The organism is Methanocaldococcus sp. FS406-22 (assembly GCF_000025525.1).
Taxonomy (GTDB): Archaea; AGJL01; Methanococci; order Methanococcales; family Methanocaldococcaceae; genus Methanocaldococcus.
In genome coordinates this window covers 1,104,290-1,117,982 of the sequence record NC_013887.1, presented here as the reverse complement: position 1 = coordinate 1,117,982, position 13,693 = coordinate 1,104,290, and the positions used below count along the sequence as shown (strand labels likewise).

Sequence of the window (13,693 nt, the reverse complement as noted above, 5' to 3'; positions counted from 1 at the left end):
TTTTTTAGAAATAACTACTTTTGGAGGTGGATTTTATGGCAAGGAATATTTTCCAAACTAACTACAAAGTTTGGATATTAAAAACTATAGCTGTTAGTGTTGCGTTAGGGGCGGTGTTCTGGTATTCTTCGACGGTTTCAGTAACTATGAACGATATAGTAACGACAATAGCTAAAACTCCGTTAGTGATTGTTATTTTAATAGAACTCATTGATAAGTTTGTTGATATGAAAGATGTCTATGCAAAAATGTATATTAGGATAGGAACGGTTGAAGATATTGATAATTCATACAAACAAGTTGGTTTAGCTTTACTAATGGCATTTTTGGCATTTTTAGGAATACTTTGGGCTTTAACTGGAACATTTACACTTTCGTTAGGAACACTCTCTCCAGGAGTGCTTATCGTCTCAGCACTATATGCAATTTACATACTGGCTCCTGAAACTGGAGACGATGAATTGATATTGTTTTTCTGGATTGGTGCTACAATTGCTACTGGTGGGCAGTATATTATGCTACTCCCACCAATTCCTGGACTTCCAGAAATGCCTGGAGTTGGAACAACACTATTTTAGGTGATATAGTGTGGTGATACAGCAAATAATAGCTTCGATACTGACTTTTTTGCTTTGTTTTGCATATAGGAATCAAATAGAACAAATTGGGCATATTTTAGACATTAATAACGATGTTTTAGCATGGGCAGTTCCTACACTTATTTTTTTACTATGTGTTTGGAAAATAGCCGAAGATAAGTGGGGTTTGGGAGATGCTCTTGCTGCAATTGTAATTTGCATTCTAATAATGTTGTATTATACTCAAGACATTGGGAAAATTGTTTTAGAAATCTCAAAAATTGTTTTGGGGATTAGTGTCGGGGTTATAATTGGTTATCTTGCTAAAGGTGATGATTAAGGTGGGTGAAATGGATGTTAATGTGATAATAGAATTGTTAAAAGCTCATTGGTTTGAGATTTTACTTATTCTGGGAATAGTTTTCATTTTGAGAAGTTTGAAATACATTATAATAGCTATTTTGATTGTTTTAGGGCTTTCTTATTTTGGAATCTTAGATATTGACAATCTCAAAAGTGTTTTTGAAAATATAATCTCAAAAATAGACATTTTAGAGATTTTAAAAGCTATTGGAGGTAGATAAAAATGGCAAAAAAGGTTGTAGGAAAAATCAAACGTGAAAAAGGAAAATTCTATTATATCGATAAGAGAGGGAGGATTATTGAAGCAGATAGGAAAGATTTACTAAAGAAAAGAGAATCATCTAAGAAAAAGAAAAAAAGATAACAGAGGGATAGCATGGAAAGAAATATCACAATAGGGCTGATAATTGCTTTTATTCTAACAATAATAGGAGCTTTTTATATGAGCCATAGTAGTGATGGGGGAGCTGGATTCTTGCTTGACTTCTTGAAAAATCACACTGAAAATGCCTCAACAAACTCAACAGATGTAATAAATACTACAATAAATGAGACAGCTCCAATAAACCAAACTGAGAATATAACAGATAACTCAACAATCTCATTTGATGCAAGTGCTGTTTATGATGCTAATAATAGTGTTGTATTGATTTCAGTATCTGCTTCAAAGGAGAACATTACTGCAGATTCAATAACTGCATTTGTTTCATTTGATGCTATTAACTTCACTGAAGCTGCAAGCTTAGCAAATGTTACATTGCCAACAGTTGTTGAAATCTCAAATATTACACAAAATGCCACTGTATATTACTACATAGATATAATGTATAATGGAACTGCTTATAGACTACCAGCAGAAGGAGCTTATAACATAACCACGTGAGATTATGAAGAGAATTCTATTTTTCTCTTTTTTAACTGTCTTTTTAATATCTTTTGCTATTTTAAGCATTCAAAAATCAGATGAAGACGTTATTAGAGAAAAATTACTTGAGTTTGGATATCCAGAGCATGGTTATGTGATTATAAATAACACTATAAGGTATAGTGATGGCTCTTTTGTGGTCCTATCAACACCACCAAAAAAGTATCCAATTGGTGGAATTCAAGCATACAACTTAGCAAAAGAATTCCTAAAAAAGAAAGAAGAAGAGTATGGGCTTTCAAAGTATAATTATCATCTAAACATTGATGCTAAAGATTTATCTGAATATGAAGAAAACGGGCAATATTATTGGATGTTTAAACTCTATTTTGGAAAAGGAAGCTCAAAAGGGGATTGGATGGGTTATATTCTTGTAGATAGGGCTACTGGCTATGTAAAAATGAGAGGCCTATTTGGTGGTTAGATGAAAAAGTTGCCTATACTTACAATATTATTAATATTAATAACTCCAGCAATAGCAAAGACAATAACACTTGTAAATCCAGAAACGGGGGAAACAAAAACATTCTACATTAATGAAACAAACGATACCACACTTCCAGACAATATTACAATAGTTATTAAGCATGTAGTTGAAGTGGAAGGAAATCAGACAGTGATAGTTTATGATGCTAACATGATTGCTGCTTATCAAGCCCTAATAGCAGAGTTACAAAGAAACATAACAAGATTGCAAGAAGAATTGAATCATAAGAATCAGCAGCTTGCAGAGTTGATAACTTATAAGAAAAAGAATATTGAATTGCAGAAGAACATTAGCAAGTTGAAAAGTGAAATAACAATGTTAAAAGCTGAAAATGAGCTATTAAAAGAACAAAATAAACAGTATAAAGATTTGATAACTGATTTAATTGAAAAATCTTCAAATTCAACACTTCAAGAAGCCATAGAGAAGGAAAAAGCTGAGAATAAAAGATGGAATGCTACTTTTACAGCATTAGGGATTGCTGTGGTGGGAGTATGTGCATTAGGGCTGATTTTAAGAAGATACATAAAGAGGCACGAATGCCCATTATGAAGGATTTTTAATTGCTTTTTTCTTCAACTACTACACGGTGCTATATATTTTTTTATTCACAATTTCAACTGAAAACTTCTATTTTTTGAAAATATGCAATATAAACAGAAATACTATTTTTCAACTATTAAATAGGGATGCTTATGGAAGTGCAAATATATCTTGGCAGAGGTAGGGCATTAGGCTGGAGAAAATATGGGGATAGAACAATAAGAACCCTTCCACTAAAAACAGAAGAAGCAAACCATACATTATTCATTGGAGGTTCGGGATTTGGAAAAACAACTGTTATGAGAGGAATGGTAGAGGCAATATGGACAGCATACACTGAGAAGGGAATTTATCCACTAATCTTTGTTTTTGAAAGAAAAATTGACGTTTCAAAAGCTGAAAAAATAAAAGAAATTTATTATATTGAAACCCAAAAATATTCCAGAGCAGAATGCATGAAAAAATACGGAGAAAAGACATGGAAATATATCGAATGGTATGTCCAACAAATGAAAAAATATCCTCACTTTTATGGAAGTCCTGGAGATTTTGCAATGGGAATGCCAAATGTTTTAGGAAAATACACAAGATGGTCTGGAGCCAATTCCATATTAGGATACTTTGGATTAGAACCCAAAGCATACCCAGTTACCAGATTTGTATTTAGGCCAAGAAGGCCTTTAAACCACATAAAAGCAGATAACGGCTGGAAAACTGAAGTTGTAGATGCAAAGATAAAATACAGCAGTATAAACTATGCATTTTTGGAAAACCTAACAAATGTTGGAACTGGAACACTACATGGGGAAAGATTAAAAAGAATATGGGATATTGAAGGCATTAGAGACCCTGATAAAGTTTTAGAAATTGCATTAAAACATGAGAAAAACCCAGAAAGCCCATCAAGGACATACATGAGGATAGAAGAAACAATGGACAGGTTGAAAAAGGATAAGCTATTTTCTCCAGATGAAAACTTTTTCAAACACATAACTCCCAAAAGAATCAATATTATAGACTTTTCTCAGAACTCTGATTTAACACATGAAGAAGAGAACCTCATTTTTAAAATGATTGTTGATTGGGCGATAAAAGTAGCATTCAAGTATAAAATCCCAGTCTTTTTCTTCATTGATGAAATTCAAAACTTCATAACAAACTCTCACGGTAAAGCAGCAATTACTAAAATATACAGAGAGGGGAGGTCGCTGGGAATAAACTTGTTTGGAGCTACCCAATTCTTGACAGGGCTGGATAAAATATTGATTGACGGTGCCATGCATGTGGCCATTGTTGGAAAAATAGTAAGGTTAGATGATGCCAAGCTACTGGCAAACATGGTTCCAAACCTTGACATTGATGACATTATGATGGAAGAGTGCAACTCTATAGACGAATACCTAAAAATTAAGCAGAAAAACAAATTCCGTGGCTATTTTATTTACGATAAACAATTTTGTGAGAGAATTGCCTATAGGCATCCACAATCCTTATAGGTGGAGGAAATGGGACTCTTTGGAAAATTTAAGACCAACTATACTACTACACAAAACCAATCTTTACTTCAAGAAATTAAAACAGAACCAGAAAATCTTTCTACTGAAACTAAGTCCGAGAGTAATCCACATGATAAAAAAAGATTGTCAAATCCTATTAAATTATTGAAAAAGAAGCAAATTGAGAAAGAAAAAGAGAGTATTGCACTAAATGCATTAGCTCCATATAAAGCCCATCAAAAAGCAATTATCTGGAACTCTGGAAGGGGAGAAAAAATCTTCGGTTACCCTATTGCAATAATACCCCAACCAAATGAAATGTATGTCATTCTATACAGGAAAAGATATTATGACTGGCTTGATGAGCTTATAACCACACTAAAATCAATTATCACTGGTAAAAAAGAGCAATATAGGGCAGTGCATGTTCCAGAATCTTGTATAGACATTTCAGAAGAGCTAATCACCATATACGCACACAGTTTTTTCATAGTCAATAGTTACACTGAGATAGCCATACCTCTGGGAGAAGACCCAAAAGAAAGAATGGCATACTTCCTTGCACTACAAGAGGCAGAAATGTATAGGAACGCACTTGAAAAGATTGGCTATGAGCTTCCAAATGTTACCGACTCTGCACTTAATTTGAACCCAACAATGAGGGCATACATTGGAAAAGAAACAATGAGTGATAAGAAGAAAAAGACGTCTAAAACCAAAGAGTTTGCAGGATTTGACATGAGTTTCTCTTTTGATAGGTTTTTAAAATCCTTAGGTGGGTATGATGATGAACGAGAATGAAGATTTTGAAGGTTTTGAAGATGTTCCAATGGTTAGTGAGGATGAAGACAATTTTCCAAATTTTGAAGATGATGAAGAGAGCCCTCCAACTAACACTACCAAATCAGAAGATAAAACTGCCAGCCCTAAAAAACCTACAGAAGATGAACAGCCAATCTTAGATTTTAACACTCTTTATAAGAAAATAATGATTAGGATTGTAAAACGGCTGGAGATAATACACAATATAACTTATCAGGACAGGATTAAGCTATTGGCTGGAGAAATTGGGAGAGATTTGGAATTACTTGATGAACTTATAAAATTAAAACTTGGAGGTGAGTAAAATGGGATTTTTAAGCATCTTAAAAAGAAATAGGCAAGAGTATGCTCAAATCCCAGAAATGCAAGTTCAGCCAGATTTTGAAATGAAATACAAAAGGTTGGTAGAAGATATATCATTTTTAGTGGAGGACTTAAAAGAAGAGTTTGAGAAGCATGCTTATTACTTAGCCCTAAACAGGTTGCTTCATGCAGGGGGAGTAGAAAGTGCAGAAATTCTAATTGACTACCACATGGGGAGAGTGTTAGAATTAGAATACATCCTAAAAAGATTATTAAGGATGCTTGGACAAAGCCCACAAACTTTAGAAGATATTGTTAAAAAACAGAGAGAAAAAGCCCTTGAAGATATACAAACATCAGAAAATATCTTAGAACTGCTAAAATACGTTGATGAAGAAGTTGAAAAAATCAGAGGAAAAATTAAAAGAGTTAGAGAAAACTCCCAATTGGGCTGATTATATAATAATTGCTATTACTGTTTTTAATGTGATTTTAATTCTCTATTTTTTTACCATCTCTGCAAGGTAATCATATCCCCATAAGGTTACTTTGAGTTAGTGTTTTTTAGACACTGACATTTTGTCTCTTTTGTCAGGTTAAAATTTTCGGAATAAATCTTGCATTATGGTGGCTCACATGACAAAACAAAAAAGACACTACTGCAAAGACTGGCTAACCAAAGAAGAACTAAAAAAATTCATCAACACCATAGAAAACCCAGAACACAAACTATTCTTTAAAATGCTATACGGGATGGCACTAAGAGTCTCAGAACTTCTAAACCTAAGAGTTAAAGACATAAACTTGGATGAACAAGTAGCCAAACTCTGGGACACCAAAACGGAATCATTTCAAGTGTGTGTAATCCCAACATGGCTAATTGAAGACATTAGACAACACATTAGAGAAAAAAGATTGAAAGATGATGATAGACTATTTAATTTCAAAAATAGAAAATATGCATGGGAACTCGTAAAATACTATACAAAAAAGGCAGGAATTAACAAAGAACTATCAACCCACACATTTAGAAGGACCAGAGCATTACATCTACTTAATGATGGAGTCCCATTAGAAAAGGTCAGTAAGTATCTAAGGCATAAATCCATAAACACAACAATGAAATACTTAAACATCACAGTTGAAGACCTAAAAGCAGAACTGAGAAAAATTGGGGATTATTATGATTTATAATCCCGACGAAATTTACTACAGCCCCAAATACATTAACAATAAAATAATTGATGAAATTATTAAAAATCCAAAAATAAAGAAAGTTGTAATTCCAAAATCCCACTATGAACTAATGTTAAAGAAAAATCCCAATGGGATTAAAAGATTACTCATTTGTGGAATAGATATTGAAATTAGAGACAGAAGAGGAAGACCAAAGAAAGTAAATGATGACCTAAAGAAGAAAATTTTAGAACTATATAAAAATGGAAAAACAATTCTTGAAATCTCAGAAATTTTAAGAATACCAAAAAGCACTATTTGGGACAATGTTGGAGAAGAACTGGCTAAAATTAAAGATGAAACTCTATATGAAAGGTTGTGGAACGATATATGGAAATTTAAAGAATTAGCAATAGAAGAAGGCTGGTATGATAATTATGCAAAAGCACTATTCGCAGAACTGGAAGCATATATAAAGAGCAATAACATAGAGAAAGCCAATGAAGCTCTAAGAAAAATAATAGAATATAGACATGAGAATATAATATACATAGAAGATGAAGAGGAGGATGAGGGGGATGATGCTTGACTATGAAAAATTAGCCAAACATAATAAAACTTCAAAATTTAATTTAGTTCTGATAATAAATTAGGTAATCTTTTAAGTTTTAAATCATTAAAATATCCATTTCCATATTTCGATTTTAATTTCTCTATAGCTCTATGTGCTTTTTTTATGAATTCTCTATCGTCAGTAACAAAGAGCAATGGTAACTCAAATTGAGTAGGGTAGCAAACAACCAATTCTACAAATATTTTTTATCATTATCATCTTTAAACTTGATATCATCAATTACATCAAGAATTTCTTTAATTTTTTCCTTATAACTGTTAATGTATTCAAAAGTATATAAGCAAAAATTAATGTTATTGTTTATTTTTAAAATTCTATTGGTAATAACACACAATATATGATTTGCATCATTAAGTTCTTTGTGTAATCTAAGTAACTCACGAATAATTTCCATATTGGAAGAACATTTTCCTCTGATTTCTCTGGCCTTTTTAATGATGAATTTATGAAAATTCTCATTTCTCGGATTCTCAGAGTTTAATTGCGATAGTAATTTTTCTTCTTCATCAATGATTTTTTCTTTTGGAATTTTTAAGTTTAGTTTGCTATAAAATGATATAATTTTTCCCATAATTTCTCGTATCTTTCTTCCAAATGTTATAACAGTCTCATCAAGCACAGCAAATCCAATATATAGATTATTATTAACATGATTTATTAATTTTAAAGCATCTTGATGCAATCTATCTTCTTCATTATATATTGCAATAAGAATATTCGTATCAACTGAGCAATTTAAAGTATTATGGCTTGATAAAGCATTCGGTGATATAATCATCACCTACATATACTTTTGGGATTTCATGACTTAGTTTCATTAAATCAAGTTGTAGAGAATCTAAATCTATTTTACCCATCAAGTAAGCGATAATTCTAAGGACAAATATGCTTATTATTTCCATATTCTTTTCATAATTTTGCTCAATTAAGTCAATTAGATGTTGCACCATTGAACCTAAGACAACTAATTCCTCAATTTTTTCTTGATTTTCCAATTTTTCAATATTTAAGCAAATATTATTCATAAATTTTTCTAAATCATTTTTAAGTTTCTCCATAGCTTCCTCTCTAATTTTCTTTAATTGTCTGTAATCAATTAGTTTTTCTAAATCTTTTAACATTTTGAGTTCTTTATATTCATCTAACTCACTTATCTTTTTTTCTATCGTGTCTACCCATTTCATATACTCATCAATTGAAAAATAAGGAACTGATACTATGTTAGTTAATATATCTAAAAGCTTAAATTTTTTTTCATCATCCCAATTTTTTATTTTTTCCAATAATCTCAAAAACTGTTTTCTCCTCATTTTGATTATTTCATTTTCAGCTCCTATCATTGGTCTTAATGGGTATAATGTAAGTCTTCCGAATTCATCTATATTACTTTGTATAATTTCCTCATTTGTTGTGGCAATCATCCCCCTCACCAATAAAATCATAAAGCTTACAAACATACCTATTAATATACCAAACAGTAGTAAAAAACTGTTATATCTATCAAGTGCCGAATTAATCCTACTCAACATTAAAAAGTAATACTGTTATCGTATCAGAATTACATTTATGTAATGTATAATTACATAATATGTTAAATAGTTTTCGATTACCGAAACATTTAATACAGAATATTTTAAACTGATTTATCTCTTAAAATCAAAAAATAAGTTTTTAAAAAGCTTTAAATTAAAAATAAAAAAATTTCCACGAGATAACAAAAATAATCTTACAAGCTTGCATATAATTTAAAATCCAAATCTACAAATTCAAACTCAAAATAAAAAATAAAAAACCTAACGCCCAACCTGACTTTACACTACTCTAAACTCTCCCTTTCTTAACTTTTCCATAAAGATAGTGATTATTTTTACTTTTTATCTATTTTATTATTTAAAATCTTCACAATTTTCACTCATTTTAGAGACTATCTTATACTCAAGTTTAACATCTGGTATTTTTCTCATTTTTTCAAGCTTTTCTTCAATCTCATATAATATTAATGCAGTTTTTCCAAAATCTGTGAGTTTATAATAGGTTTTGGGTAATTTTTGTTTATCACTACCTTCCCTCTTTTCAAGCAATCCAGCCAAAACAAGCTCACTTAAAATAGCACTTAATGTGCTTTTACTGATAGGAATATGCTCATTAATCTGTGCAAAATACATTTCTCCGTGTTTATCGAGTAATGTTAAAATCTCTTTAACCCTCTTTTTTGATAACAGTTTTAGTAACATTATACCACTTCCAAACATTTTTGTTTTTTTACAATTTTTTAGAATTTACCATATAAATATGAATATTACAATTTTACCGAAAAGTTTATATAGTTCCTTAATTATAGTAATGTTCGTAAAATTTCGAACATACCTAATATTACCTAACGGTGGAACTATGATTAAAGTAAAAAAAGAACACTGGAAAAAGCCACGAAACGCATATTTAACTTTTGTAGCTGTAGCAAAGCCAGTAGGCAATTCAACAATGATTTCTCCAGCATTACCACCAGAATATTGTGGAAAGAAACTTTTAATTACAGTTCTTGATAATGACAAAGAAACTCTTGAGATTCAAAAAGATTAAAAGGTGGATATATATGCAAATAGGCGTTACCATACCACAAAAGAAAGTAGCTCTCTCATTAGTTATAGACGTCCAGACAATCGAATCCTTAGGGGCAGTTAAAGAATTGGTTGAGGAAATTAATAAAGGTATCGTTGTAGATTTTGATATATTTGATAAAGATGGAATGTTTATTAAAATCCAGAATAATGGTAATTTATACGAAATTTGGAAAATAAATAAAGAATTCTACACTGTATCAAAAAATGGAGAAAGTATTTGTGAAATTGATACTAATACACAAAATCCAGCTGGTAGATTATTAATTAAGATTATTGATAATTTGTTTAACAGTTTAGAGGATGAAGTAAGGCAGTATTTGAAAGAGTTAAAGTTGAATGTTATTAGGCGATAAATTTCGCCAATTTATTTTGTTCTTTTTAGTGTTTAATCTAAATCTATGGATTTAGTTATTCAATAAAAAAGAAAATTACCCAACCTTTGCATATTTAGAGGTGATGCCAATATGCAATTCAACCCGCTAACATATTTTATGATATATGCCATATTAAAAACTTTCGTTGCCATTAATACAAAGAATTTGAATAGAGAAATATTACTCTTATACGAATATATATTAAAATACAAAACTATGCCTACAAAAGCTATTCCAGTTATTTATTTTATCAAATATCAGGATCCATTTGAGGCTTATAAAAATTACTTGGAAAACACTCTCGACCATTTAAACGACCTCACATACAACGCCTTCTTAATACTAAACTCTGAAACGCCAAATATGATGACATCAGACCTATATGATTTCTTTTTAGAAGTTTCAAAACTCACAGAGGAACAAAAAATGAGAATTGTTCTTGAGGTAGCTAAAAAAATTAAAGAGGAGAAAGCCTATGTCAGAAGTAATTCACAATATTAGAGAGCTCCTGAAAAATCCAATATTTAAAAAATTTTTTAACGAACTAAGAGAAAAACATGCAGAGACAATAAAAGATTTAGTTGAAGTTATTCCTTCTATGGGAACTCTAAAACTTCATTATAAAGTAGTATTGGCTTCTGAAGATAACATTAAAAAGTATTACCAAAGTTTAGATTTCTATTTCCCAGAGATTATAGAACAACATTTCTTTACCAAATATCAGGTATTTATTGATTTCGATGAAGAGTCCAAATGGTATGGTTTAATAGATTTGGAAACTCTAATAAAAGTTCATGAGTGGGACTACAACCAAGCTATAGAAAAAGCCAGAAAAGAAGGAAAAACTATTAAGAAAAGTTTTGAAGAATTTTTTGTAGACTCAATATTATCACTACTGAAAGATACAAAATTACATGGAATAAGTAAATTTGAAGATGTTCCAATTGTAATAAAGTTTAGAGACAATCTATATGGGGATGTAAATACTTGGAGACTTATTGAGATTGAAACTCCAAAAATGACAATTAATTATCATCTAAAAATTGATGACAATAATCTTGTTTATTTACATGCAATAAAAACCGTAGAAAAAGATGGACAAGTTATAACTGCTGAAGAAAATATTCCAGTGTTCCATTTAGACAAGTGTGAAAAGATTTATGACCCAATAGAAGACAAAACAGTATTTTATGTAGCTGGATGGAAATTACAAGGTAGTGAAGAAAAATATGTTGAAATCATAGACATCAATGATATAGGTCAATTACTAAGTTCTCCAGTTATTAACCTGTGTAAGAAATACAAAGAACTATATATGGAATTAAAAAATGTCTTAAAATACTTAATCTCTCAAAAGGCTAAAGATTGTATAAAAACTGAAGGTTTTGCCATAATTTCTCGTAATGGACGCTTAATTATCCCAAAAAGATATAAAACTCCTGATACCGTATTTTGTGAAAATTTAGAACATTTAGATAGAATATTATCAAAAAACATTGATAATTTAATTAGAGAGGATTTAATAAAATATCTTGCATTGTTTAATAAAACACATAACTTAACAATCATAGGAGCATTCATTGCAAGTCATTTAATACATATTATAAAACCAAAAATTGTTTCTCCCGTCTTCATCTGGGGGGATAGTGGCGTAGGAAAGACAAGTATTGCTATGTTGCTTAGCTATGTAAATCCTTCAAGTTCTCAAACTACAAGCCATCAATTAATGCAAAAAATTTCTGGGTTTAGATGTGGATTAGTTTATTTTGATGAAAAAATTGATTATTCAGCACAATTAACCCAAGATTTAAAGTATTCAGCTACTAATTATGGATACTTGCACAGAATCAGCCATAACAAAAAATATATTGCAAATGTCATGTTTTTAGCAACATCAAATCCCCAGCCAAAATTCAAAACAAAAGGGCTTGAAGACTTAAAGGGGCTTCTAAGGAGGGCAATATTTTTAAAAGTCATAAAAGAGCTTGATGAAATAACAGACAAAGACATTAATGAAGCTTATGAAGTGTTGGACATATACAGGGATGATTTGATTAAAATACTGCTTGATGAAATAATATCATTCTCTGAAAAAGAAATTAAGGAAATTTATAAACAATTTACCGTGAGGGAAAAATATAAATTACTGCTTACAGGTCTTGAACTCTGGAAAACAATTTGTAAGAAATATAATATTGAATTAAATATAGATTATGACAACCTTATTAAAAGGTTTGAAGAAAGTGAAAAAGAAGTATTGGGATTTGGAGACATAAGCTTATTAGAATTAATAAAAGGAGCAATAATTGAAGATGCAATACATATAGCAAGAACATTAGGGATAGAATGTGATACAGACATGTTAGACATGGTTACTGAAAGAAATGTGATAAAATCACTACTCGCATCTAAAGGATATTCAATATATCAAAAAGACAATAAATATTATATAATACTCTCAGTTAGAGGGTTTAAAAACCTAACAAATAAAATCAAAGAACTACCCGATTTAGATAATAAGAGAGATATTGAGAGCTATTTAAGGCAGAATGGCATTGAGTTTGAATATAAAAGAACGACAATCCATGGTATAACTTGCAGAGCATTCTTTATAGAACTTAATGACATGACTGCTGAAAGTGGAAAAACTTTAGAAGAAAAAGTTTTAAATATTATAAAAGAAAGTGGAGAGATTGGATTTGATGAATTAAAAGAAAAGGCAGGATTATGTGATGAAAAATTAGAAGAAATAATTGACAAATTGAAAAAGTTAGGAGATATACAAGAAGTAAGATTCCAAACATACAAAATTTTAGAATAACTCTTTTCTAATTTGTTATTTTTACATTGAAGGCATCACTATTTTACCGATGACAATTCAATGACACCAATGACATTATGTCATCGTTTTGTCATTGATGAGATTTTTCAGATTTTGGCCGAATTTTACTTATTTGTTTTTATTTTATTATAAAACAGACAAATAATATAATGTCATTGGGGTGATAAGAAATATTATTGCGTATCTTAATATAATCTCAATTCTAATGACTTTTAGATTTTCCAATGACACTAATGACAACCCTAATTAACATAAAAATTTTTTAGCCGATGAAAAAATTTGGCGGGGTTGGGTGTCATTAGTGTCATTGATTTTCAAAACAGGTTTAAAATTGAGAAAATTTTAAAATATTTGTAATATGTGTTGATAACCCAATGACAATGAGATTATATGGTTATTTTTTTAATTATCTTCAAAATAAAAAAAGATTCAAACAAAAATAGAATAAATTAGTTGTCATCGATTTTGTCATCAAATGACATGTGGTTACTATGAGTTTCTAAAAGAGATAATAAGGTTTCTTTAATTA

General features: G+C 30.3%; 20 protein-coding genes. 17 read left to right on the top strand and 3 right to left on the bottom strand.

The genetic code is table 11. From position 1 onward, the window contains the following. Positions 1-35: 35 nt before the first annotated feature. The 13 genes from MFS40622_RS05665 (at position 36) to MFS40622_RS05610 (ending at position 7,282) form a co-directional block, all read left to right on the top strand. Positions 36-578, top strand: coding sequence for a hypothetical protein (locus tag MFS40622_RS05665; RefSeq protein WP_012980727.1), 543 nt, complete (start codon positions 36-38; stop codon positions 576-578). Positions 579-588: 10 nt separating this feature from the next. Then, positions 589-918, top strand: coding sequence for a hypothetical protein (locus MFS40622_RS05660; protein ID WP_012980726.1), 330 nt, complete (start codon positions 589-591; stop codon positions 916-918). A 10-nt stretch (positions 919-928) separates the two neighbouring features. After that, a complete protein-coding gene (locus MFS40622_RS05655) occupies positions 929-1,162 on the top strand; it encodes a hypothetical protein (RefSeq protein WP_012980725.1) in 234 nt (77 codons plus the stop codon). A gap of 2 nt (positions 1,163-1,164) precedes the next feature. Then, a complete protein-coding gene (locus MFS40622_RS09590) occupies positions 1,165-1,305 on the top strand; it encodes a hypothetical protein (RefSeq protein WP_012980724.1) in 141 nt (46 codons plus the stop codon). Between the two features lie 12 nt (positions 1,306-1,317). Further along, on the top strand, positions 1,318-1,824 hold the full coding sequence (locus MFS40622_RS05650) for a hypothetical protein (RefSeq protein ID WP_012980723.1): 507 nt from the start codon (positions 1,318-1,320) through the stop codon (positions 1,822-1,824). A 4-nt stretch (positions 1,825-1,828) separates the two neighbouring features. Beyond that, positions 1,829-2,290 (top strand): hypothetical protein, encoded by a 462-nt coding sequence (locus tag MFS40622_RS05645; RefSeq protein WP_012980722.1) that lies wholly within the window; start codon positions 1,829-1,831, stop codon positions 2,288-2,290. Then, positions 2,291-2,905, top strand: a complete 615-nt coding sequence (locus tag MFS40622_RS05640) for a hypothetical protein (protein ID WP_012980721.1) — start codon at positions 2,291-2,293, stop codon at positions 2,903-2,905. A 143-nt stretch (positions 2,906-3,048) separates the two neighbouring features. Beyond that, positions 3,049-4,392, top strand: a complete 1,344-nt coding sequence (locus MFS40622_RS05635) for a hypothetical protein (RefSeq protein ID WP_012980720.1) — start codon at positions 3,049-3,051, stop codon at positions 4,390-4,392. A 9-nt stretch (positions 4,393-4,401) separates the two neighbouring features. Then, complete coding sequence (locus MFS40622_RS05630) at positions 4,402-5,193, top strand: hypothetical protein (protein WP_012980719.1); 792 nt, start codon at positions 4,402-4,404, stop codon at positions 5,191-5,193. Next, positions 5,177-5,518 (top strand): DUF5102 domain-containing protein, encoded by a 342-nt coding sequence (locus MFS40622_RS05625; RefSeq protein WP_232217803.1) that lies wholly within the window; start codon positions 5,177-5,179, stop codon positions 5,516-5,518. Before MFS40622_RS05630 ends, MFS40622_RS05625 begins: the two co-directional genes overlap by 17 nt. Before the next feature lies 1 nt (position 5,519). Further along, complete coding sequence (locus MFS40622_RS05620; protein ID WP_012980717.1) at positions 5,520-5,972, top strand: hypothetical protein; 453 nt, start codon at positions 5,520-5,522, stop codon at positions 5,970-5,972. A 181-nt stretch (positions 5,973-6,153) separates the two neighbouring features. Next, on the top strand, positions 6,154-6,711 hold the full coding sequence (locus MFS40622_RS05615; RefSeq protein WP_012980716.1) for a tyrosine-type recombinase/integrase: 558 nt from the start codon (positions 6,154-6,156) through the stop codon (positions 6,709-6,711). Beyond that, positions 6,701-7,282 carry a hypothetical protein gene (locus MFS40622_RS05610; RefSeq protein WP_012980715.1) on the top strand — a complete coding sequence of 194 codons (582 nt, stop codon included), beginning with the start codon at positions 6,701-6,703 and terminating at the stop codon, positions 7,280-7,282. The genes MFS40622_RS05615 and MFS40622_RS05610 overlap by 11 nt, the downstream gene beginning before the upstream one ends. 217 nt (positions 7,283-7,499) lie before the next feature. Here MFS40622_RS05610 and MFS40622_RS05605 read toward each other — a convergent pair whose 3' ends face one another. From MFS40622_RS05605 to MFS40622_RS05595, 3 genes are all read right to left on the bottom strand, one after another. After that, positions 7,500-8,105 carry a PIN domain-containing protein gene (locus MFS40622_RS05605; RefSeq protein ID WP_012980714.1) on the bottom strand — a complete coding sequence of 202 codons (606 nt, stop codon included), beginning with the start codon at positions 8,103-8,105 and terminating at the stop codon, positions 7,500-7,502. After that, on the bottom strand, positions 8,071-8,748 hold the full coding sequence (locus tag MFS40622_RS05600; protein ID WP_048197488.1) for a hypothetical protein: 678 nt from the start codon (positions 8,746-8,748) through the stop codon (positions 8,071-8,073). The genes MFS40622_RS05605 and MFS40622_RS05600 overlap by 35 nt, the downstream gene beginning before the upstream one ends. Positions 8,749-9,213: 465 nt before the next feature. Beyond that, on the bottom strand, positions 9,214-9,561 hold the full coding sequence (locus MFS40622_RS05595) for a winged helix-turn-helix domain-containing protein (protein WP_012980712.1): 348 nt from the start codon (positions 9,559-9,561) through the stop codon (positions 9,214-9,216). Between the two features lie 157 nt (positions 9,562-9,718). On the opposite strand from MFS40622_RS05595, the gene MFS40622_RS05590 reads away from it, so the two are divergent. From MFS40622_RS05590 to MFS40622_RS05575, 4 genes are all read left to right on the top strand, one after another. Further along, the gene (locus tag MFS40622_RS05590; protein WP_012980711.1) at positions 9,719-9,907 is read left to right on the top strand and encodes a DUF2080 family transposase-associated protein; all 189 of its coding nucleotides are present in this window, start codon (positions 9,719-9,721) and stop codon (positions 9,905-9,907) included. A 13-nt stretch (positions 9,908-9,920) separates the two neighbouring features. Then, positions 9,921-10,301, top strand: coding sequence for a hypothetical protein (locus MFS40622_RS05585; RefSeq protein WP_012980710.1), 381 nt, complete (start codon positions 9,921-9,923; stop codon positions 10,299-10,301). A 111-nt stretch (positions 10,302-10,412) separates the two neighbouring features. Then, positions 10,413-10,823, top strand: coding sequence for a hypothetical protein (locus tag MFS40622_RS05580; RefSeq protein WP_012980709.1), 411 nt, complete (start codon positions 10,413-10,415; stop codon positions 10,821-10,823). Beyond that, the gene (locus MFS40622_RS05575) at positions 10,798-13,143 is read left to right on the top strand and encodes an RNA polymerase subunit sigma-54 (protein WP_012980708.1); all 2,346 of its coding nucleotides are present in this window, start codon (positions 10,798-10,800) and stop codon (positions 13,141-13,143) included. Before MFS40622_RS05580 ends, MFS40622_RS05575 begins: the two co-directional genes overlap by 26 nt. Positions 13,144-13,693 lie beyond the last annotated feature (550 nt).

What these genes read in the sequence shown, in the direction of transcription:
- MFS40622_RS05665 (WP_012980727.1), top strand. Translation starts at nt 36, where the DNA reads ATGGCAAGGAATATTTTCCAAACTAACTACAAAGTTTGGATATTAAAA.
- MFS40622_RS05655 (WP_012980725.1), top strand. Translation starts at nt 929, where the DNA reads ATGGATGTTAATGTGATAATAGAATTGTTAAAAGCTCATTGGTTTGAG.
- MFS40622_RS09590 (WP_012980724.1), top strand. Translation starts at nt 1,165, where the DNA reads ATGGCAAAAAAGGTTGTAGGAAAAATCAAACGTGAAAAAGGAAAATTC.
- MFS40622_RS05650 (WP_012980723.1), top strand. Translation starts at nt 1,318, where the DNA reads ATGGAAAGAAATATCACAATAGGGCTGATAATTGCTTTTATTCTAACA.
- MFS40622_RS05645 (WP_012980722.1), top strand. Translation starts at nt 1,829, where the DNA reads ATGAAGAGAATTCTATTTTTCTCTTTTTTAACTGTCTTTTTAATATCT.
- MFS40622_RS05640 (WP_012980721.1), top strand. Translation starts at nt 2,291, where the DNA reads ATGAAAAAGTTGCCTATACTTACAATATTATTAATATTAATAACTCCA.
- MFS40622_RS05635 (WP_012980720.1), top strand. Translation starts at nt 3,049, where the DNA reads ATGGAAGTGCAAATATATCTTGGCAGAGGTAGGGCATTAGGCTGGAGA.
- MFS40622_RS05630 (WP_012980719.1), top strand. Translation starts at nt 4,402, where the DNA reads ATGGGACTCTTTGGAAAATTTAAGACCAACTATACTACTACACAAAAC.
- MFS40622_RS05625 (WP_232217803.1), top strand. Translation starts at nt 5,177, where the DNA reads ATGATGAACGAGAATGAAGATTTTGAAGGTTTTGAAGATGTTCCAATG.
- MFS40622_RS05620 (WP_012980717.1), top strand. Translation starts at nt 5,520, where the DNA reads ATGGGATTTTTAAGCATCTTAAAAAGAAATAGGCAAGAGTATGCTCAA.
- MFS40622_RS05615 (WP_012980716.1), top strand. Translation starts at nt 6,154, where the DNA reads ATGACAAAACAAAAAAGACACTACTGCAAAGACTGGCTAACCAAAGAA.
- MFS40622_RS05610 (WP_012980715.1), top strand. Translation starts at nt 6,701, where the DNA reads ATGATTTATAATCCCGACGAAATTTACTACAGCCCCAAATACATTAAC.
- MFS40622_RS05605 (WP_012980714.1), bottom strand. Translation starts at nt 8,105, where the DNA reads ATGATTATATCACCGAATGCTTTATCAAGCCATAATACTTTAAATTGC.
- MFS40622_RS05600 (WP_048197488.1), bottom strand. Translation starts at nt 8,748, where the DNA reads ATGATTGCCACAACAAATGAGGAAATTATACAAAGTAATATAGATGAA.
- MFS40622_RS05595 (WP_012980712.1), bottom strand. Translation starts at nt 9,561, where the DNA reads ATGTTACTAAAACTGTTATCAAAAAAGAGGGTTAAAGAGATTTTAACA.
- MFS40622_RS05590 (WP_012980711.1), top strand. Translation starts at nt 9,719, where the DNA reads ATGATTAAAGTAAAAAAAGAACACTGGAAAAAGCCACGAAACGCATAT.
- MFS40622_RS05585 (WP_012980710.1), top strand. Translation starts at nt 9,921, where the DNA reads ATGCAAATAGGCGTTACCATACCACAAAAGAAAGTAGCTCTCTCATTA.
- MFS40622_RS05580 (WP_012980709.1), top strand. Translation starts at nt 10,413, where the DNA reads ATGCAATTCAACCCGCTAACATATTTTATGATATATGCCATATTAAAA.
- MFS40622_RS05575 (WP_012980708.1), top strand. Translation starts at nt 10,798, where the DNA reads ATGTCAGAAGTAATTCACAATATTAGAGAGCTCCTGAAAAATCCAATA.